Annotated in this window: 25 protein-coding genes; 3 read left to right on the plus strand and 22 right to left on the minus strand. The window is 44.3% G+C overall.

Features of this window, described 5'->3' with window-relative positions; genetic code table 11:
• The 18 genes from SJY38_RS12240 to SJY38_RS12325 all read right to left on the minus strand — a co-directional run bounded on the left by SJY38_RS12240 (position 1) and on the right by SJY38_RS12325 (position 11,699).
• A complete protein-coding gene (locus tag SJY38_RS12240; protein WP_377109851.1) occupies positions 1–1,191 on the minus strand; it encodes a baseplate J/gp47 family protein in 1,191 nt (396 codons plus the stop codon).
• Entirely contained in the window at positions 1,192–1,527 is a 336-nt protein-coding gene (locus SJY38_RS12245) for a DUF2590 family protein (protein ID WP_377109852.1), read from the minus strand.
• A complete protein-coding gene (locus tag SJY38_RS12250) occupies positions 1,524–3,335 on the minus strand; it encodes a phage tail tape measure protein (protein WP_377109853.1) in 1,812 nt (603 codons plus the stop codon). Before SJY38_RS12250 ends, SJY38_RS12245 begins: the two co-directional genes overlap by 4 nt.
• On the minus strand, positions 3,336–3,527 hold the full coding sequence (locus tag SJY38_RS12255; protein ID WP_377110213.1) for a DUF6890 family protein: 192 nt from the start codon (positions 3,525–3,527) through the stop codon (positions 3,336–3,338).
• On the minus strand, positions 3,524–3,790 hold the full coding sequence (locus SJY38_RS12260; protein WP_377109854.1) for a putative phage tail assembly chaperone: 267 nt from the start codon (positions 3,788–3,790) through the stop codon (positions 3,524–3,526). The genes SJY38_RS12255 and SJY38_RS12260 overlap by 4 nt, the downstream gene beginning before the upstream one ends.
• 3 nt (positions 3,791–3,793) lie before the next feature.
• Positions 3,794–4,039 (minus strand): hypothetical protein, encoded by a 246-nt coding sequence (locus tag SJY38_RS12265; RefSeq protein ID WP_377109855.1) that lies wholly within the window; start codon positions 4,037–4,039, stop codon positions 3,794–3,796.
• Positions 4,036–4,425, minus strand: a complete 390-nt coding sequence (locus SJY38_RS12270; RefSeq protein ID WP_377109856.1) for a 3TM-type holin — start codon at positions 4,423–4,425, stop codon at positions 4,036–4,038. The genes SJY38_RS12265 and SJY38_RS12270 overlap by 4 nt, the downstream gene beginning before the upstream one ends.
• A gap of 2 nt (positions 4,426–4,427) precedes the next feature.
• Positions 4,428–4,979, minus strand: coding sequence for a pesticin C-terminus-like muramidase (locus tag SJY38_RS12275; RefSeq protein ID WP_377109857.1), 552 nt, complete (start codon positions 4,977–4,979; stop codon positions 4,428–4,430).
• Between the two features lie 4 nt (positions 4,980–4,983).
• On the minus strand, positions 4,984–5,184 hold the full coding sequence (locus tag SJY38_RS12280; RefSeq protein ID WP_377109858.1) for a TraR/DksA C4-type zinc finger protein: 201 nt from the start codon (positions 5,182–5,184) through the stop codon (positions 4,984–4,986).
• Positions 5,185–5,196: 12 nt separating this feature from the next.
• Entirely contained in the window at positions 5,197–5,646 is a 450-nt protein-coding gene (locus SJY38_RS12285) for a phage protein (protein ID WP_055020001.1), read from the minus strand.
• A gap of 11 nt (positions 5,647–5,657) precedes the next feature.
• Complete coding sequence (locus tag SJY38_RS12290; RefSeq protein ID WP_377109859.1) at positions 5,658–6,764, minus strand: DUF2586 domain-containing protein; 1,107 nt, start codon at positions 6,762–6,764, stop codon at positions 5,658–5,660.
• A 4-nt stretch (positions 6,765–6,768) separates the two neighbouring features.
• The gene (locus SJY38_RS12295; protein WP_182779574.1) at positions 6,769–7,425 is read right to left on the minus strand and encodes a hypothetical protein; all 657 of its coding nucleotides are present in this window, start codon (positions 7,423–7,425) and stop codon (positions 6,769–6,771) included.
• Entirely contained in the window at positions 7,422–7,904 is a 483-nt protein-coding gene (locus SJY38_RS12300; protein WP_377109860.1) for a phage tail protein, read from the minus strand. Before SJY38_RS12300 ends, SJY38_RS12295 begins: the two co-directional genes overlap by 4 nt.
• On the minus strand, positions 7,901–8,350 hold the full coding sequence (locus SJY38_RS12305) for a head completion/stabilization protein (RefSeq protein ID WP_377109861.1): 450 nt from the start codon (positions 8,348–8,350) through the stop codon (positions 7,901–7,903). Before SJY38_RS12305 ends, SJY38_RS12300 begins: the two co-directional genes overlap by 4 nt.
• Before the next feature lie 113 nt (positions 8,351–8,463).
• Positions 8,464–9,174 carry a phage terminase small subunit gene (gene gpM / locus SJY38_RS12310; RefSeq protein WP_377110214.1) on the minus strand — a complete coding sequence of 237 codons (711 nt, stop codon included), beginning with the start codon at positions 9,172–9,174 and terminating at the stop codon, positions 8,464–8,466.
• A complete protein-coding gene (locus tag SJY38_RS12315) occupies positions 9,123–9,653 on the minus strand; it encodes a hypothetical protein (RefSeq protein ID WP_377109862.1) in 531 nt (176 codons plus the stop codon). Before SJY38_RS12315 ends, gpM begins: the two co-directional genes overlap by 52 nt.
• 65 nt (positions 9,654–9,718) lie before the next feature.
• Complete coding sequence (locus SJY38_RS12320; protein WP_377109863.1) at positions 9,719–10,726, minus strand: phage major capsid protein, P2 family; 1,008 nt, start codon at positions 10,724–10,726, stop codon at positions 9,719–9,721.
• Positions 10,727–10,781: 55 nt separating this feature from the next.
• Positions 10,782–11,699: a GPO family capsid scaffolding protein gene (locus SJY38_RS12325; protein WP_377109864.1), complete on the minus strand. Its 918-nt coding sequence runs from the start codon at positions 11,697–11,699 to the stop codon at positions 10,782–10,784.
• Between the two features lie 192 nt (positions 11,700–11,891).
• Here SJY38_RS12325 and SJY38_RS12330 point away from each other — a divergent pair, with 192 nt between their 5' ends.
• Both SJY38_RS12330 and SJY38_RS12335 read left to right on the plus strand, forming a co-directional pair.
• Positions 11,892–13,676 carry a terminase large subunit domain-containing protein gene (locus tag SJY38_RS12330; protein WP_377109865.1) on the plus strand — a complete coding sequence of 595 codons (1,785 nt, stop codon included), beginning with the start codon at positions 11,892–11,894 and terminating at the stop codon, positions 13,674–13,676.
• A complete protein-coding gene (locus tag SJY38_RS12335) occupies positions 13,658–14,686 on the plus strand; it encodes a phage portal protein (RefSeq protein WP_377109867.1) in 1,029 nt (342 codons plus the stop codon). Before SJY38_RS12330 ends, SJY38_RS12335 begins: the two co-directional genes overlap by 19 nt.
• Before the next feature lie 31 nt (positions 14,687–14,717).
• Here SJY38_RS12335 and SJY38_RS12340 read toward each other — a convergent pair whose 3' ends face one another.
• The gene (locus tag SJY38_RS12340) at positions 14,718–14,987 is read right to left on the minus strand and encodes a hypothetical protein (RefSeq protein WP_377109868.1); all 270 of its coding nucleotides are present in this window, start codon (positions 14,985–14,987) and stop codon (positions 14,718–14,720) included.
• 196 nt (positions 14,988–15,183) lie between these two features.
• Here SJY38_RS12340 and SJY38_RS12345 point away from each other — a divergent pair, with 196 nt between their 5' ends.
• On the plus strand, positions 15,184–15,429 hold the full coding sequence (locus SJY38_RS12345; protein WP_009838248.1) for an ogr/Delta-like zinc finger family protein: 246 nt from the start codon (positions 15,184–15,186) through the stop codon (positions 15,427–15,429).
• Positions 15,430–15,593: 164 nt separating this feature from the next.
• On the opposite strand, the gene SJY38_RS12350 is transcribed toward SJY38_RS12345, so the two are convergent.
• From SJY38_RS12350 to SJY38_RS12360, 3 genes are all read right to left on the minus strand, one after another.
• Positions 15,594–15,932: a hypothetical protein gene (locus SJY38_RS12350; protein ID WP_004587551.1), complete on the minus strand. Its 339-nt coding sequence runs from the start codon at positions 15,930–15,932 to the stop codon at positions 15,594–15,596.
• Positions 15,933–16,050: 118 nt separating this feature from the next.
• Positions 16,051–19,191, minus strand: coding sequence for a replication endonuclease (locus SJY38_RS12355; protein ID WP_377109869.1), 3,141 nt, complete (start codon positions 19,189–19,191; stop codon positions 16,051–16,053).
• Positions 19,192–19,473: a hypothetical protein gene (locus tag SJY38_RS12360; protein WP_377109870.1), complete on the minus strand. Its 282-nt coding sequence runs from the start codon at positions 19,471–19,473 to the stop codon at positions 19,192–19,194. It abuts the gene before it with no gap.
• Between the last annotated feature and the right edge of the window lie 5 nt (positions 19,474–19,478).

A 19,478-nucleotide genomic window follows, 5' to 3' on the forward strand; every position in this document is an offset into this window, starting at 1 on the left:
TTAGCTCCCAAGTTCAACGGTTAACGAACCTAGACGCGGCACATCATTTGCGCTGGTAATGTCGCCTTGGTGCCAGTTTAACGATTCAATATCAGCAAAGTTACGGTGTAGCTCTTGGCTTAACCGACTAAAGCTAAAGCGGCTTGTTGGCAGTGTTTTAGTGGCGGTATAGTCGGTGTTTTCTCTAAATGCGCAGCGTATAAAGTTGTCTATTTCTTGCTTAACTTCGTTGGCGGCTTCATTGGTTAAGGTATTAACTAAATAAACAGTTACCCCTATATCAACCAATACGCCTGGCATTGCTAATACTAAAATATCGTCGCCATGGCCGTGGTGCCCTTGCTGCATTACATAGTCGTTTAAATCATCAAGTAATATTTGCGAAGGCTCGCCAATGTCTAACAAAATAAAGGCATTTGCTGTACCAGGTCCGCGCGGTGCGTCGTGTTCAAAATATATGTTGTCGGTATCAAGGCCTGATCGCTCAGTCATAATGGCGGTATATACAGCATCAATATGCCAAGGTGCCGCAGCGGTAAATGCATTACGTGTTCTAAGCTTTAAGTTTTGATTACTTTCAGCATCCGCTCCCAGCACATCAATCCATTCAGCGTCGTTATTTACACTGCCAATTCCCGTTACAGATTCCGGTAATATATGGTAATACCCAGCGCCTAAGTTGTAGGCTGCACCGGCATTTTCTGCAATTACGTTTACTAATATGCTGCTTTGGTTTTCTGGCAGTATTACATCGTCAACCGTAAGCACACGGTAAATAGTCCCGTTTATGGCATCGGTTTGTATTACCGTGCCTGCGCTAATGAGTAAGCTAGGGCCAAGGTTTGCTGCACGCTTAAAACGCACTTTGCCTTGGGTGCGCTCTTCGCTTTTACGTGTTAGGTCGTGCTCCCAAGCTTTGGCTTCAATAAAGTCGCTGTCGGTGGCTGTTTGCAGAAATAAGTTGGGGAGTATTTTTTCAATTAATACTTTGTTGACTATCCACGTTGCAGGCTTCGCCACAATGGCGCTAATCAATCGCCAAAAAGGTGAGTAAATAGAGTCATTGGCTATAATGCTGCCTTGGTCTTCTACGTCTTGCTTAAATAGGGTTTTCCACCCATCTTCGGTAGTTGGAATACCTGCATTTTCTACAATACGAGTAAAATTAATAATTGGGGTTTCATCAGCCATTTACTGTGCCTCTACTAATAACGATGAAATTTCACCGAAGTCTATTGTTTGTGCGTACACCCACCACTGGCCTTTGTTAATGTCGCTTTGCTGAACTTTTACCGTGCCTGGCATAATGCGAACGTCATCTTCTACCAATAGTTTTATTTTTGTTTGGGTGTCGTTAGTAACGCTGGTTCCCCTATCGCTTACTAATAAATTTGCAAGTCCGGTGTCTAAAATAGCGTGCACTATGTCTTGGGCTATTACGTCACGATCGGTTAAGTAAGTCGGGTTTTTCCCGGCATCTAATACCACATCACCGTTTAATATTTGTAAGTCGCGGTAAATACTCATGAGTGCATCTCAACAAAGTTCATGTAGTTGGTTTCACCTTTGGCTGGGTACACGTTAACCGTGCCCACACTGGTCGATTTTTGCTGATTCGCATTGCTTATTTGCTGAGTAATACCGCCGCGCTCAACACGGCTTTTAACGGGAGCTATTGCCGCAATACTCGATTTTTCTTCAGATGATAGGCTAGCAAGTTCAAGTGCCATTTTAGACGCTAAGTCACTTCCACTTTTACTCCCAAGGCTGGTATCTATATCAACACCGGGGATCATATTTAATTTGTCTATTATCCAATCCATGGTGTCATTAAATACGCTTTTAATACCGCCCCATACGGTATTAAAAATACCTGCAATGGCCTTAACCCAACCCCATTCGCTCATGGTGGCTTTTAGGTCATCCCAGTAATAAACTAATGCGCCCACGGCTGCTATGGCTAAAGTAATACCAGCCACAATTAATCCTATTGGGTTAGCGTACATAACAAGGTTTACCGCCAGCATGGCACCTCTTAAAAATGCTAATGATGCTGTAAACGCTGCGCTTATACCTCTACCAATCATTGTTGCTGTATTCCATGCGGTCATGGCCATTGTTGCGCCACCCATCACAACAGAAATTAAACCGCCTGCGGCCACTAATGCCAGCACACCAACTGCTGCATAACCAAGCCATTTTGTTAATGTTGGGAACTCTTCAGTAAAACTTAAGACGCCTGATCCCATATCTGCAATCAAGCCAACAAAGTCATTAAAGGCTGGGAGTATTGCTGAACCAAACGCAGCGCGAATAACAAACCAGCTTTGGCTTAGTCGCTCGCTTTGGTCGGTCATGCTCATTGCCATTTTTTCAGCTTGCTGCATGCCGGTAACGTCGCCTAGGTCATTTATTGATTTTCCTAGACCGTCAATGTCATTCATTAGTAATTTTATAGTGCCTACGGCCTCACTTGAGCCGAATGCTTTTTTAAGTTCGTCACCCTCAGCTACGTCTATCGTTTCGCCGTATTTCCCTTTAATTTGGTTTAGTATGTCAACCATTGGCAGCATAGCGCCCTGGCTGTCAGTAAAACTTAAATTAAGGGCATCTTGCGCTTTACCTACACCGGCTAAAAACGATTTATATTTTGTACCGGCTTCGCTGCCCGACATAGTCGCTTGCAACGTACCGAGTATGGCCATTTGCTCGTTCATACCAATACCGGCGCTTGTTGCTTCAGCACCAATTGATGTAAACGCCGATGACATTTCAGCGCCTGTTGTTTTAAACGCTTGTACGGCGGTAGCCGTCATGCCTGTTAGCTGCTCTACCCACTCACTTTTACCCATAGCATTAGCTTGGTTTTTAAAAATGCCATACATGGTGCCCATGTAATTGGTAATAGTGCCTGCATCAGCTTTGGTGGCTGCGGCCAGTACGTTGCTCGACATAGTAAACGCTGACAGGTCGTTGTCGTTCAATCCAGCAATGGCGCTTTGTATGTCGTAGCTTGATTTAACAAATTCGGTAGACGATTTACCGTATTTAAGGGCAAATTCGTAAGAGGTATCGGTAAGTTGTTTTAAGGCCGATTCGCGCACACCTAGCGATTTAACCTCGCCTAATGCGCGGTCCATTTCAATGGCTGGCATTAATGCGTTTTGTAGTGCATAGCCGCTGGCAGCAATACCCGCTACGCCCGACGCCATTTTCATGGTGCCGCGTTGGTAGTCGTTGGTTAACCCATTTAAGCTATTGCTTACTTTGGCAATAGGCTTTGTTATTTGGTCAATCATGCCAACGGTAAACATTAGCGGTTGCGGTAAACTCATTTACTTGCCCCCAAAGGCCTTGCACACAGCATTGGTTATTATGTTTTCTAGGTTTTCGCGCTGGTTTTTATACAGCCAACCAGCGCGGGCTAGGTTTTGCTCGTCGTCTTGCTCATGTGGCAAAAAATGACGGCGTAAAATAAACAGTTGTTCAAGCTGATTCGAGTCGATTGAATCAATCAGCCCTTCTATTTTTTTACGGCAATTTCCAGCACTGGTGAAAACTCAGCTTTAAGCGTTGACGCAATTTGCAGCTCAGAACCTGGTGAGCTTTCAAGTACCTTTTTAAGATCGGCTTTTTGTTTGTCGTCAATGGTGCGCATTACCATGTTGTGTGACGCTGCGGTCATTGAGCCACCGCGGGCAACAAGGTCTACAAAGTCGCTGTGATCTTGCACTGTCATGTTAAAAGTAAAGTCAGTAGCAGCGATGGTTAATATAATTGCTTGTTTCATGGGTTAATCCTTAGATTTGGTTAATAGTCTTTCGAGTGTGTCAAATCCGTTTTGTAATTGGCGCTCCATGCGTTCGGTTAATTTGTCAAAATCGGTTTTAGTGGCGTAGGTTTCGGCCACATGGGTTTTATGATCGCTTAGCTCTTTGGCCGTATCTTTATTTGCTCTATTCAGCGCCACAATAATGGGCACTAATACACTCAAAATTAACGCGGCTGTTGATATTGCAACCATTATCCACTGTGTCATTTTGCTACTCCTTTAATTTTTTCGACTGTCCTTAAACTTGCTAGGCCAAGTAATGCCAGGGTTAATTCCATCATTACATCTGTTGGCAGTTCTGGTGTGCCAGCGTCTGGCATAATCCATTGCAGAATAGGGTTAATTAAAAACGTGAATAAAAAACCAAAGCCACATACCCACAGTAAAAATGGGCGAGCGCCTGCCACAAACGTTGAGCGGTGTTGTGCTGCATAAGTATTAGCTAGCGCTTGCATTAACAGAGGTTTTTGCTTAATTTCTGCTAAATCATTGCTTAGCTGCTGGCGTTCTTCGTCTGATGTGAATAACGCATCGCCCGCTTTGCCAATGGCTTCTATTGGGTTGCCATTAAATACTTTTGAAAACCAGCCCATAACTAGTGCCCTGCCTGTTTTAAGTAACTTGCTTCACGCCAGCGGCGCGTGGTGTATCGGTCGCCAAAATCAACAAGCTCTCTGATCATGGCTTGAGTATTTTGCGTTATGGCGTAGCGCCAAAAATTAGGGCAACGCTTAGCTAAATGGCCGTACTGAAAAGCAACCGATGCAATCACGGTTTGCATCGGTTCGCTTAGTTGTTCAAATTCAACCGTTGAGTGCTGGTTGTAAGTAGTAACTAAGTAATCGGTTGATTCTTGCTTTACACATAAATCAATAATGGTTGCTTCATTTTCGTTAATACTAAGCGGGTTCTGCTTACAGGCTTTTAGTGCCTGTTCGCCTTTTAATAAGCAAAAGCGCTTTAATTTGTTAGCTATAAATTCAGGCAATAAGTACTTAAGTGCCGCTTCATCGCATTGGCCAATATCAAAGCCGGTGGCAATAGTGACCCCCGAATTAGAATGTTTAGCATCGGGCACATAGCCGGATAGCTGTGGGCCACCTTCCAGTGCGGCGATAAACTTAAAATTCACTTTGATATTGTTCATTTTGCTACTCGCTTAACGATTGGCACGGTACACAACGCTGCACACCGGGTACTGCTTTGCGCCGTGCTTTAGGTATTAGGTCGCCGCAATCAATGCAATCCGTTGCACTGATTTTATTGGCGTTGTTAAGTCCTTTTAGGCGCTGATCAATAAACTGCTGATCGGCGCGTTCCTGTGCAATGGTTAGGTGGTCTATAAAGTCCATTTACTAACTACCTTATTGCACTATGTTTTCAATTTCGTCGGGGCGCAGGTACGGCACACCGTTAATTTTTACAAAGTCAGGGTCGGTTACATCAAACGGAATTTTAAACAGGCTGGCGCTGCCGCCCTTTTTGTCTATGTCTAAAATGTCGCTTAACTTAATGCGGCAACCAAAGGCTTCTACTTTCATTTCGTCTTGGCTGGTTTTGGCGTAAAACATTATGTCGAACGGTTCCATACCACGCCAAGAACCGGCGCTTTTTGCAGCATCCGATATAAGCGCAAAGTTACTCGCGTTAACCGACAGTTCGCCGCTGGCCGATACATCGCCATCAACTGAGCCATCGGGTACGCCACTGGTTTGGCTTACGGCACTGTTGTCGGTAATCGCCAGTGAAGCGGTGTCAACTTGGACCATAATGTCGCCCAAGTTCACGTTAAAATTCATTCCTGATAAACGCATGGTGAATGCTCCTAGTTGCTGCTTAAATCAAGCAAAATATTTACGGTAATTTCTTTTGGGCTGTTGTATGGGCGCAGCACCATGTAAATAACCACGCTTTTATTGCTGGTCCATTCAATGGTTATGTCGCCTTCAACCGGTGGCTGTATTTCACCAGGGAACTGCGTGCCTAAAATCGTGGTACTCTTGCTCATGGCGCGTAGTGGGCGCATAAAATACGCCTTGTTTAGTTCAATACTGTTTGGTGTTGAGTTAAGGGCGCGGTTGGCAATACGGCGAATGGCAAGCACACGTACTTCGCGGCTGGCTTTATGCACAGGGCGTAAATGCTCAAGGTATTGGTAATCGCCACCTGCAGCGTCTAGCGTTTGTGCATCGCTCCAATAAGTGCCTTCAAAATCGCTATACCACTGCGGTACGCTCATGCGGTTATTTGCTAGTGTTTCTAGCGTGGCAAGTGATAGGGGGTCGCCGTTCGTATCAACTGGTGCATCGCCTAAACCTAATACGCTGCCTGTTGCTACGCGCATTGGGCTGTCGGCAATACTTACGCTGCGGTCACATAGTCGCCCTGCTAATACGCCTACGTTATTAGCGTGTAACTGTGGTACGGGTACCACTAAGTGCGCGGCAATATCAGCTTGCAGTGCAATGGTTGCGGCTTCATATTGCGACCATGTTTGTGTAGCTACATCAATACCTGGCACGGCAACTAATGCTGATACAAAGCGGCCTAATGTCGCTTGCAATGATGTTAGGTGATCGTGAATATCGGTTAAGCCTGCGCTGGTTGTTTGCTCATCACATACAACAACCATTTCAAAGCTTTGTACTTCGTTGGCGCGGTCAATGGCATCGGTAATGCTTTCACCTTCGGCCAGTGGGTAAACCGCTGCAGTCCAGTTTTGGCCTGCATTTAATTGCGCGGCTTTTACTATTTCAAGCAATGGGCTGTCTGCAAAGGTGTCGGCTAATACTGTTTGAGCGCCTACGCTAAACAATTGGCTTTCTTCGCTTGCGTTACCAGCACGGCCAACAAACAAAAAGTGTCGTTCAACACCTTGGATGTCGCCTTGCCCTAAATTCAGATTGTTAACTTGCACTTTACCTAGTGACATGGGTTTATCCTCGTTTATTGAGTTGGTTTAAAATTGTGGCTAGTTGCGCTTGCACGTTCGCGGTGGTATCGCCTAAAAATGGGCGCGCCTTTACAGGTATTTGCCAGCTTTTACGGCTTTTTTGGCCGCGTAATTCACTTAACACTAATGTGGCTTTGCCATGGGTTAAGCTCCCTGCAATTTCTTTTATTGTTGCGCGGCGATAGCCTTTACCTTTTGCTCTGCGTACTTTATAACCCTCGGCTGCCAATGCTTTTGCTTGGCTACGTGTACACGGTGCTTTGTAATCTGGCTTGCCATGAATACGGCTCATGCGTGTTGAGGTCATTTGCTCGCTGCCGCCTTCTTGGTGAAGAGCCGCAATACGCCCAGTAAGCCCGGCTTTATGTTTAAGCTCTAAGCGCTTACCGCCTTTTACGTAGGGCTCTAGTGTTTTACCCATGCGTTTAAGCATTTTGGTTTTTTTGCCATCAGTGCGACTTGCAAACTTATTACCCTCAACGGTGTTTTGTGCACGTATTCGCTGGCGGGCGAGCTTTCGCTCATAACGACCTAGCGTTTTAAGTACGCGCACACGTTTACCTGCTGGCAATGCTAATAGCTGCAACTGGTGCTTTGCACTGAGCGCTTGTTTGCTATTTGGGGTGATCACTAAACTCATGATTGCCCCTTAATATCTACGTCAACATCTTCGGCCACACTAATTGGCGCCAGCGATACGTAATAACGCGCACCGTTAAATAAAACAGGGCCGTTTTCAGCGGGTATTAGCTCTATGTCGTCAATCAGTTGCACGTCAATTAACACTGTGGCGTTGTCTTTACTTACAACATCAATGTCTATTTCAGGGTCGTCTAGCCCGTATTCGTCACGTGGCCAACTGCTATCGATTAAAAAGGCGCCCACTATCGCAAGTAAGTTATAAGGGTTAACTTTGCGGTGCGGGAATTTTTCTATTGCAATTACGGCGGTATGTTTCCACTTAGCAACTGCGTAACCCTCTTGGCCTTTGTCTTCGCCGCTTATTATTAAAGTGCCACGTTCTTGCCAGGCATCTATGTTGTTGGTGTGAATAGCCCCTTTTAAACTGGTGTTTAAAAAGTCGGTTAGTTGCTGCAATTGGGTAATAGTTTGGCTCATAGTGTATGCACTCCGCCGCGGCCAAGGCCAAGCAGTAAACGAATGCTGCGGTTAGACTGCGCTAATATCGCATCTTGCTGATCAACACTATCGGCTTTGTTGTTGCCCGCTTCTTTTTGGTCAACCGCTGAAAAGTACCCCATTAAATCGCTATGCGAACGGGCATACACTGCTCCGCGGTAAACGCTTTGCTGTGCGGCGCTAAAGTTAGGCACGCCGTTTGTTTGGGTGAAAGCAACATCCATGTTGTCTTTCATAATGTATTTAAGTATTTGTTGTTGTACTTCTAGGGCGCTGCGGTTTAATGAGTCAGCTATTACGGTTTCTTCATAAAATTCTGGTATGCGGCGATGATCGCGAAACTCGCCAGTGCTTAGCGCTGGCCAGCCGCTTGCAGCATCTATTTCAATGCTGTTTTGTGCTGTTGCTTCAAATCCAAATGACATACCGCATACCTTTTTCAATAAATTAGGTTCAGTGCAGTTAGCGTCGACGCGGTTATTAACGGTCGCCCATTAAACGCTCGGCTAGTGCACTGGAGGGTTGGGAGTAATGGCTATTACTGGGCGTTTAACTCGGCAATGGCTCTTAATCTCATGGCTATTTTGTTTCGTACTGTTTTAACGCCTGCGTTTTTATGTAGCTCTGCGGCTTTGGCTAAGTAGCCATCGGCTTGTTGGAGCCTTTGCACGTCGCCGACATGCGATGGCGAAACATCACCGTTTTTACTACGCAGTAACGCAAGGCCCGCAAACTTGTAGTACTTAGCGGTAACTTGCTCAGGTAATTTCCAATGGTTTGCAACCTTGCTAAACACTTGGCCAAAATACGGTTCAATGCTGTTCCCTTTTTCAGCTTGGGTGTCTGCCCAATCAAAAACAGTGTCGGCAATAAAGCCAGGCCACTGGCGACGTATGCTGTTAGCCATGGGCTGATTGAGCTCAATGGCTCTAAAGCCAAACTCAATGCCACGGCTGAGGTCGCCAATATCAAATAACCACACAGTGCAATAAGCAAAAATAGGATTGTCTTCATTTTGTTTACCCTTTTTAATCAAGTATTCATCAACTATTGGCAACCACTTTGGCAATAACACATCACGTTTGTGGGCTATTTTGTCGGCGCGGCTTACAAAGCTTTTTAACCGTTTTAAGTCGTCTTCTAATTCAATTAGCTGTAAGTGCAGGCTTGGGGCGTATTTACCTGAGCCCGTAAGGCTTACTTTTTCGAGCTGTTTTTTGGCTCGGTTGCTTTCTTTGAATTGGAGGATTTTTGCGCCGCCGACGGCTTTTTTAGCTCTTCAACCGTATCTTTTAAGTCACTATTAGCCGCGTTAATGTCATCGGCTTGGTAAGCTAAGTCGCTGGCTGCATCACTTGCTTTATCTGCGGCACTTACAATTTCACCTGCAGCATTGCTTGCCGTGTTAATGCTTTCGTTTAGCTCGTCGGTTGCATCTTCAACGTTTGAAACATCAACGCTTTCAATGTTGACTTTGTCATCAAGGGTGGCTTCTGCAACTGCTGTTTTGTCTTCGCCTTCAGCGGCAGGATCAAAACCTAAATCAAAAAATTTAATGTTTTGGTCAACGTATTGTTGCGCGGTTTCAATTGCTTTTGATTCGTCGCAACCTAGTAACTGCGCGAGTAATTTAAGTGCGGTGGTTTCCGGCGTAATTGTGGTTTGGGTATTACCTTTTTTGGTTTTAGCAGCAAGGCGGCGTTTTTTAAAATTAGCAATGGCACTCATAGCATTGTTACCTTTAAATAATTAGAGTTAATGCTAGGCGCTTAGGCCTAGCTGCTTAATCGCGTTTAAGGCTTAGCGCCAATGTTCATTGCGCTTTCATCAATCGCGGCATACGCTTCAAACTCTTCAAGTGCGTAGCCTTCGTTACGCCAGTATGAGTTTTCGTATTGCTTGCGGTCCTCTTCGTCTTTGGCTTTGCGGTGCGCGGTGCCTTTTTGCGTATAAATATGCAAGTTGCTTAAAATGGTGATTGCAATGCGTTTACCTGGGAAGAACGGCGGCGTGTATGCACGCATACCACCAATATTTTTATCCATTTGCTGAGCGGCTACTTTTTCGCTTGGCTTATCGGCTTGGTTCATCATGTGGGTTTGTGCAGTAGCAGTTAAGTCACTACCAACCAACACAACTAGGCGTGGGTCATTACGTAATGATGGGTGAATAAGCGTGTTTTTAAGCTCTGTAACAATGGCATCTAACGTTTTGTAATCGCCTGCACCATCTGGGTCAAAGTAAACAGGGTCGGTAACAATTTGGTCAGCCGCTTTTTCTTTAACGATTTGATGCCAGCCTTTGTTTACGTCTTCACCATTTGGGTTAGCATCTGGGTCTGATGTGGCAGCAGCTGATACACCATTAAAACCAACTCGCAGCATGTCGAGTGCAAAACGTAACGTGGCATTTTGGTTAATCAGCTTCATAAACTCGTTTAAGTTACCGGCATTGGCCCATGTAGATAACAGCGCCCATGTTGTTGCTGAGCACGAATCGGTTTCAACCAATTCGTAGGTATGGCCGTCAACGCCTTGTTCTGATGTAAAACGGCCACCCGCTTTACGGCCTGTCGCAATACCGTAGTTACCTACTTTTACAACTTGGCCTTTAATTTGGTCTACTTGCATGGTGGTGATCATGCGTAAAAACTCGACCGACTCTAAAAGCGCGGCACGTAGCTTTGTTTCCATTGGGTCTGAAATGGCAAATTTATGTGATGCGTCTTCTACACCAAATGATTTTGCTACTTGCGTTGAGTATTTTTGTAAAAACCCAGCGGCTGTTTGATTTAAGTGCATGCGTTATCTCGCTCTGTTATACATTAGTAAAAAGTAAACGTGGTTAAGCGCTTGGTTAAACCAGATCTACGCTTTCGCCGCCTACTGGGTCGGGCTCTTGACCGCCTTGCTCTTTGCTAAGGGCATTAAATTTGATTTCGATGCCGTCAACCTTTTTGCCAAAGCCGTCCATTTTTTCCATTAACTGGCTAAATTGCTCAGCGGTTACGCCTGCTGCACCTTTATCACCTTCAGGCTCGTCTTTTGGCTCTTCATCTGGCGGGGTTTCTTCGGCTGCTGGTTTGCTGAATTTAGTTTCAAGGTCAGTCACCTTGGCTTCTATTCCTTCAAACTTGCCCATTAGGGCGTCAAACTGTTCTTGTTTCATGGTGTCTTCCTCGGTGATTTCATCTTGCTGATCGGCTGGCTGCTGATCACTAGAAAATAAGCTAAATAGTTGCGCCATTAAGCTTTGCGCTTTGGCGTGTTTGCTATTTGGGGTAGTTGGTTCGCTATTGGTGGTAATAAAGTCACTGTGTTGTAGCGTTTCGAGTTGGCTATATTCGTGATCGGCTTCATTATCACCAATAGAGAATTTTAAGCGGCTGGTGCCAGAACTGGCAGGCGAGTCGGTAACGGCAAGGCCTTGTAGGTAGCAACGCCCTTCGCTTTTGTAATCAGGGTTTGGCTCAATTGACATAAACAGCTTTTGGCCGTCTTTGTTTGCAGCAAGTAGGTAGTCGTTAGCGGTAATTTTTACAAACAGGCGTAATTTGCCACCTTGTTTAGCGGCTTTTACTTCGTCAACAGTACCCCAGTTTTTACCCTCGCTTGGGCCCCAACTAGAGCGAAAATGCTCAGGCCAAATAAGCGCGGTGTATTCATCAACCGAATACGATGCAGCCATTTGAGTGATCCACTCTTTTGAAATGGTTCGCCCGTCTACTGTTGCACCTTCTGTTGCTGCAATTACCCAACCTGATTGCTTAGCCATTATTTGCTTACCGCGTTACTTAATATTTAAACGCAGCATAGCCATAAAAAAAGGCTGAATACATTGGTTAGCTTTTTGGTAATTCCTAGATTGAGGTTTTAGGAAACATGTGGTTTTTTATGCGGTTATAAGCTTATTGTAAACCAATACACTGTGCTCAGTTATCAATTATATGAGCACTTATATTAAGCAATGGCTTATTCATCTGAAATACGCGAAGCAGCAAAACGGCTTTATTTGCGCCACCATACCCCCGACGAAATACGCGCGGAACTGGGTTTACCAAATAACCGTGTTATTTACTATTGGGCCGATAAATACAATTGGCGCGATATGCTGCGCGAGGAAGACGTAGACGAAGCTATTGCACGCCGCATTTTAATACTTACCGATGTAAGCGATAAAACAGGCAACCAAATAAAAGAGCTCGACATGCTAATAGAAAAGCATGTGAAGCTTAAAAAGCAACGCGCCCAGCAAGAAAAAGCAGCGCAGGCAGAGCAACCCCACGGCACAAACCAACCCATTAATAAAAACAATAATCGCGGCGGTACCGACAGTAAAAAAAGCAAAGGCCGTAAGCGTAAAAATGATGTTAGTCATTTAACCGCTGAGGATTTTGGCACCTGGTACGACTCGTTATTTGAATACCAAAAAACGATGCACGAAAATTTGCATCAGCGTATTCGTAATATTTTAAAAAGCCGCCAAGTTGGTTTTACATATTACGCAGCGGGTGAAGCGTTTAAAGATTCTGTATTAAATGGCGACCCACAAATATTCCTCTCAGCGAGTCGCGCTCAAGCTGAGGTATTTCGCAGTTATATTATTGCCATTGCGCAAGAATTTTTTGAAATAGAGCTAACCGGAAACCCCATTACGTTACACACCGCCCATGGCGATGCCGAATTACGCTTTTTAAGTACCAACAGCAAAACCGCGCAAAGTTACCACGGCCATGTTTATGTAGATGAATACTTTTGGATTGGTAAGTTTAACGAGCTAAACAAATTAGCCAGCGCCATGGCCACGCACAAAAAGTGGCGTAAAACGTATTTTTCGACCCCTTCAACTAAAGCGCACCCTGCTTATACGTTTTGGACGGGTGATCATTGGCGACAAGGCCGCGCCGAACGCGAAGAGGTTGAGTTTCCCAGCTTTGATGAATTACGCGATAACGGCAGGCTGTGCCCCGATAAACAATGGCGCTTTGTAGTTACCATTGAAGATGCTTTGCGCGGCGGCTGTGAGTTGTTCGACATTGACGAGTTGCGCGACGAATACAACGCTGATGATTTTAATAACCTGTTTATGTGCATTTTTGTGGACGATGCCGACAGTATATTTAAATTCAGCGACCTTGAAAAAGCCATGGTTGATGCCACCCGCTGGCAAGATCACAAACCCAATGCCGCACAACCATTTGGTAACCGTGAGGTATGGCTGGGTTACGACCCATCACGCACCCGCGATAACGCCGCTTTAGTGGTGGTTGCCCCACCTGAAAAAGCCGGTGAAAAATTCAGAATACTTGAAAAACACTATTGGCGCGGTATGAACTTTTCGCACCATGTGAGTGAAATTCAAAAAATTTATGCCAAATACCGCGTTACTTATATTGGTGTAGATACCACAGGCATTGGCGCGGGGGTGTTTGACTCAATAAGCACGCTGTACCCACGTGAAGCCACCGCCATACATTACAGCGTGGGCAGTAAAACCCGCTTAGTACTTAAAATGATAGACCTTATTGAAGGTGGCCGACTTGAATGGGATGCATCCCATAAAGATATTGCTATGAGCTGCCTTTCAATACGCCGCACCAGTACCGACTCGGGCGGCGCGATAACCTTTAAAGCTAGCCGCGATAACACTATAGGCCATGCAGACGTATTTTTTGCTATTAGCCACGCTGTTATTAACGAACCCCTTAACCATGCACATAAGAGAAAATCACGATGGACCATGCAGAATTAGACCAAAACGCTGAGCAGTTAACCCAGCAATCAACAAAACAAAATGCGCCCGTTGTGTTTGGCTTGCCTGAGCAAGTAATGCCTGACATGTGGCTAACCGATTACGACTCACTATTTTATAACGATACCGACCAGTATTGGGAGCCGCCAGTTGATAGGCATTTATTAGCCAACTTAACCCGCCGTAATGCCCAGCACGGCGGCATAGTGCAAAGCCGTGCCAATATGGCAGCGAGCCGTTTTATTAATGGCGGTATGAGTGCGCAACAAGTGCAAGCGGGGTTTTTAAACCTGGTGCAATTTGGTGATGTGGCGCTACTTAAAATACGTAATGGCTTTGGGCAAATTGTAAGGCTGTTTCCGCTGCCTAGTTATCGTACCCGCGTTGGCGGTGATGGTGGCGCAGTGGTGCTTGAGCGCAATAGCCAAGTTAAAAAATATAAAAAACGCGACATTATTTGGGTTCGCCAGTACGACCCAGTGCAACAAGTGTATGGTTTAGCCGATTACTTAGGTGGTTTACAGGCTACGTTATTAAACGAAGATGCGACCTTGTTCCGCCGTAAGTACTTTTTAAACGGCGCGCACATGGGTTTTATTATGTACGCGACTGATCCTAACTTAGACCCTGACATTGAAGACGACATAAAAGAAAAAATACAAGACAGTAAAGGCGTGGGTAACTTCCGCTCGCTGTTTGTAAACATACCCAACGGTAAAGAAAAAGGCTTACAAATAATACCCGTGGGTAATTTTGAAAGTAAAGATGAATTCATGAACGTTAAAAACGTATCGGCGCAAGATATATTGAATGCTCACCGTTTCCCGCCGGGCTTAGCGGGAATTATTCCAGCTAACAATGCAGGCCTTGGCGACCCGACTAAATACGATGCCATGTATTTTAAAAACGAGACTAAACCGCTGATTAAGTTAATGAGTGATGAAGTAGCAAGGGATCCTGAAATAGGCAGTAAGTTGCAGCTAAATTTTGATTTAGAACCAAATAGTTAAATTTTTCAAATAAGAAGTCAGGTAACTGACTTCATTCACACTTGAATTCAAGTGATACATTCCCTGGCTTTGCAAGCCCTGAGTCTGTCATTTCAAGTTTCACTGTTTTAACCTTTTGATTTGTTTTATTGCAGAATTGATTTGCTTCTACGTAAACGTCAGCTTTAGCTCCGTCAGGTGGTCCAAAGCCAACTTGCGCACTCCTTTTAGCAATCATGTAAATTCCATCATCCATAGGTATAACACCTGTGCTACTGCAAGCAGTCAAAAATAAAGTAAATAGCACCAAAATATTTTTCATATATATTCCTTTAATTTAGAGTAATAACAACTCTGTAATAAGATAACACTACTTTGAAATATTCGTAAATTATCAAGACCCATTTAGAAATGCTTTTGCGCTTTTAAATTAAACATAAATAGCTAAATGCTTATTTGTTACGCACAAAACAACTGTATATAATGACAGTGTATTTTATTAACGATTGGTGGTTATTATGGCGCGGGTTACTTGTCCAAATTGCGAAGCTAAAGCAACAATTACATCACGCGAAAAGCAAAGCGCCCATGTAGTTAATTTATATTGCTCGTGTACTAATACTAAAGAATGCGGCGCTACGTTCCGTATTACCCAATCGTTTGATCACTTCTTAAACCCTCCTTGTAAAACCACTGCGCAACTAGCGGCATCGCTTATTAAAAACCTACCGCGTGAAGAGCAATTAGAACTTATTGGCCTTTAGCCTCTACTTTATTGAAGGCATGAAAAAACCCACAAATGTGGGTTTACAAATGAAAATCTATTTGCCTTTCGGCACTTTTAAACATAGCTGGATTTGATAGGTTTGCAAGTAGTTTCATTCACAAAGCTTTTGATAAATATTTCTTCATTTAACTAAATTAGATATTAAGACTTTTTATTATGTCTCTTCTTATCTCGAAATTTTTTAAAAGCATACTTCGCTGTAGTTGTTAACCCTGCGGCAATAACAACACCTAACACAGAACCAGCTAAAGACGCGCCACTAGTACTATTAAAATCTTTTTCTTCTTCGCTATTATTGCGTCGTAAATCTTCTAAATCATCTTCATCCATGAATAGTTCATCATAACTAATACCCTCTCCATTACAGAGTTCGTCTAAAGAGTAATACTTGCCGCTATTTATCATATCAATATATTCTTGCTCAATTTTTGGCTCGTCATCATATATATCATCATCATATACGTCGTCATCATTAAACATAAGCTCTCACCATTAAAATTTGTTCTAAAATATTAGCCTTACCACTTAAGTTTAACAAGTGACTCAATAACCATATTAAACAATATGAACACCTATAAAATTATAGTTATTGTTTCTTTTACGCCATCATATCTAATGCCCACCAATCGTTATCGCTGATTGCTGATGCTTCACCAGCTAGAACAAGCCTAGCCATTTCAAGGTCGCCAATTACATCAGCGTGACCGTGTTTAAATTGGGTGCTTGATGGCGCGGTTCGGCCATCAAGCTCGGCATACATTGTTGCTAAGTCGTATAGCTCACGGGCATATGCAATCTGTTGCTCTGTTGGGTTTAGCGTTATTTGCTTTTTAGGTTTTTCCATATCGAGCTTTTCAAAGCTGTGCAATTCGCGCTCGTGCAGGTGGTAAACGCGGTTACCAATAACCACAATACCGCCTTGGTTAAGGGTGCTTATTTGTGCAGAGGTAAAGTCACTGATCTTATTTTTACACGGTACTGATGTTTGCTCGTCTGCTGCTGGGGTGGCTTTTTTGGCTTCGGTGCGGGCTATTTCGTCAATAGCTAGGCGGCGCTGCTCTTGGCGCTGCGCTTTTTCGTCTAATGTGACTAAATGGCCGTCTTTTATTAGGTAAATAAGGCCGTTATTTTTAACCCGCTTACCTGCTAACAGATCCTTTTTAACGCTTGCGATCTGTTTTGTTGTAAAACCGATCATATCTAGCAATAATTCGTCTGTATGCCCTACAGCTAAAGGCGTACGATTATTCCCACTAGTCCAAGATAGGTCGGCTGCGCCGACGTTGTTAGCATCCTGCCCACCAATTACGGTGGTGTTGTTATTAGCTGCGGTGCCTATGGTTTGCTTAGACCAGGTATGAACGCGAGTCACTAACGTACAAAGCCCAAAGGTGTCTTCAACGCCTTTTAGGGTTTTAGTAAATTCGGCGTATTGGTTGCCGTATTCGGTATGCTGGTAGGCAGGTTTAAAACGAGCATCGCGACCAATACCAAAGCCACCCATTAAAGTAACAAAGGTTTTAAAGTCGCCTTTGTCGGCGGCTTGGCGTACTTGTTCTAATTGCTCGTTGCCTTGTACCTCTTCGCGCACTCGGCGCAACTCGCGCCAAATGGTAATAGAAGGTGATTTTTGAAACTGAAATTGCCTAATGCCCCACGTGCTGGCCCATGCTTTAACCGGGTTAACCGCTTGGGTTAGCTTTTCGCCTGTTTCGGCATCGTATTCATTTGCCAGTGCAAAGCCATCTATATTTTTACTTACATACTTAGCAACATAAGCCGCTGCCCCGCCTGTTTTTTTGCCGTCTTTATCTTCTTTTGCAGGTAGCATTTTAATGGCGGTATAACGTGGGCCGCTTGGTGTGTAGTCTTTTTTAGGTTCGCGGGTATAAATACCTTTTGATTTATTTAAACCCCAAATACGGCGCGCTTTTGTATAGCGTGCGCGTAATGCTTTGCGGTTTTTAAAACGCTGAAAAAATACCTCACGGTCGTCGCGGGTAAAGTAGCGGCGTAGTATGTGGTTAACTTTGTCGTAGTAACGTGCTGGCATCCATAAAAGCATGTGCCAGTGAGTGCAACCGTCTGCATGCGGCTCGGCTACACGAATACCAAAGTACGGTATTTCTTCGCGGTCTAATTTAGCGCGTGCTTGTGAGTAAAGTTTATTTAAATAAAGGCTGGCGTCTTTTGGGGTTGAGCCATCCCAATTATTTGAATTTGCATGAAAACGGCTCGGCGCAGTAATGTTATAAAACCCGCCTGTGTAGCCCATTTCATCGGCTAGTTCTTCGGTTTCGCGTATGCGTAGCATTAACTCGTTACGCATGTTTTCGGGGTTGGCAACACCTGCCTCAACCGCTTTCATTAGCGATATAACATCGCTTTGCTCGTTTACTAACTCTAGGCTTTCTAGGTAGCGCTGCCCGCGTTCGCGATTTGTAGTGTATTCGGCAACCGCTTGTTTAGAACAGTACGCACTAATACCACGGCGTTTAGTTGTTTTTTCCCCTTTTTTATCGGTGCTGGTAAATAAATCACGGCCTACTTCGCCGGTAGCAATTTCTAAATGTTCAAGGTAGCGGCTGCGAATCGTTTTGAGCTTACGCGCCCACCACTTATGATCTTGCGCTTTTAAAAGCGCTACTTCGGCATCGGGTACGGTTAAGTAATCGCCCTTTTCAGCAAACTGCAATTGCACAGTAAATTGTGCAGCGTATTCGTTAACGCTTGCGTGTATGTCGGTTGCATCCCATGTGGGTTGCTCTTTTGCAAGGTCGGCTATTATTTCGGCCACTTGCATTGCCAATACATTTGCATGCTTTTTAGTTTTATCGGCATTGGCTAATATGTGCCAAGGCAATGGCATAGTATCGGTAATGTGCTTAAGTATTTTTAAGCGCGGCGCTAATGTTTTTACCGTGCGGCGTAACCAACTGTTAGCTTTTTGCTGCTTACGAATTGCCGTAACAGTAACTTGTGCTTTGCTTTGTATCGTGCTGTTGCCCGTAAAGTCGTAATGTTTACGGCTGGCATTAATTAGCCGCTCGTTATACTGCGCGTTTGTTTCGTTTTGTGTTTGGCCTGCGTTTTTAAGGTTGGCGCTGTATTTATCAATAAAGCGTTTTGCTACACGCATTTGCAGTGGCTTAGGCACTTTGCTTAAACAGTCGTAAACAAAGGCGACCTCTTCTGCGTCATCAATTGCATTAATAACCGACATAGCCGATTTAGACACCTGCTCGCCAACCTGCTGCTGTAAGTGCTGGCTAGGCTCTGGTTGTGGCTTTTTTACATTGCGCTGCTTGTTCGCAAACTCCATATTACTGGCTGTTTGGCGCACAAAGCTGGCTTGTATGCTAGGTGCACGGCCGCTTTGAATAATATCTTTAACAATAAAATTATGAATATTATTGTTATGCACTTTTTTAAGTGCCGCTTTAGCCGGCTTACTTAGTTTAAGATTGGTTACATCAATGCGGTGCTGCACAGTTTTAAGCTCATCATAAAACCAAGCGTTTGCTTTTTCGCTTGGGTTTATAGGCTCGTCTTTATACCAGGCATCACTCGGTGGGGTAATTTTAGCAAGGTACTGCTTAACCATTTTATATTGGCTGTACGCAGTAAAACGGCCAAGGCCGTTTACTAATGTTGTGCGGTGGTCAATGTCGTCAACGGCCTTAACCAAGGTTAAAGCCGCTGTACATACATCAAAGTTTACAATGGGCCACATGCTCATTTATGCAAACTCTATTTCAACTAAATCTTCACCCATTTGAACGGCATCAATTGCGGCGCACATTTGGTCGTAAATAGGTGCGTATTCAATGTGGTCATCGGCAATAAACTTAACCACGGGCATAAAGTCAGTTAGGCAGTTTTCGCACTCCATTAGCATGGCAACTGTTGGGCGCTTACTTAAATTTTTAATAGTAAAGTTGGCTTGGTCGATAGCATGTTCAACAATGTTTTTAACTAATAGCTGATTTTTAGATAGATCTTGGTCTTTGATTGTGTTCATTTTAG

The organism is Pseudoalteromonas sp. R86517 (genome assembly GCF_042466295.1).
Classification (GTDB): Bacteria; Pseudomonadota; Gammaproteobacteria; order Enterobacterales; family Alteromonadaceae; genus Pseudoalteromonas; species Pseudoalteromonas atlantica.